Source organism: Corallococcus praedator (assembly GCF_003612125.1).
Taxonomy (GTDB): Bacteria; Myxococcota; Myxococcia; order Myxococcales; family Myxococcaceae; genus Corallococcus; species Corallococcus praedator.
The window spans coordinates 1-472 of sequence record NZ_RAWI01000913.1 but is presented as its reverse complement, the minus strand read 5'-3'; the positions used below and the strand labels follow the sequence as shown (position 1 = coordinate 472).

The following is a 472-nucleotide window of genomic DNA, read 5'->3' as shown; positions in this document are numbered from 1 at the left end:
GTCGAGGACCCCGCGCTCTGGGACGACCCCGCGGCGGCGCAGCGGCTGATGCGGGACCGCCAGGTGCTGGCCGACAAGCTCGGCCGCGTCGAGGCCTTCGAGCGCGACCTCGGCGACAACGTCGAGCTGATCGGCATGGGCGAGGCCGAGGGCGACGAGGGCATCGTCGCCGAGGCCGAGGCGGCGCTGGCGGCGCTGCGCGACCGCGCAGCCCAGGCCGAGATCGAGGCGCTGCTCGACGGCGAGGCGGACGGCAACGACACCTTCCTCGAGATCAGCGCCGGGGCAGGGGGCACCGAGAGCTGCGACTGGGCCGCCATGCTCGCGCGGATGTACGTCCGCTGGGCCGAGGCGCACGGCTACGCTGTCGACCTGCAGTCCGAGACCGCCGGCGAGGAGACGGGCATCAAGTCCGCGTCCTACAAGGTCACCGGCCCCAACGCCTACGGCTGGCTCAAGACCGAGTCGGGGG

The 472-nt window shown here is 73.7% G+C and carries 1 protein-coding gene; it reads left to right on the top strand.

Annotated elements, in window-relative coordinates:
• On the top strand, window positions 1-472 hold a 472-nt coding region (locus D7Y13_RS42385; protein ID WP_120631094.1), incomplete at both ends, for a PCRF domain-containing protein.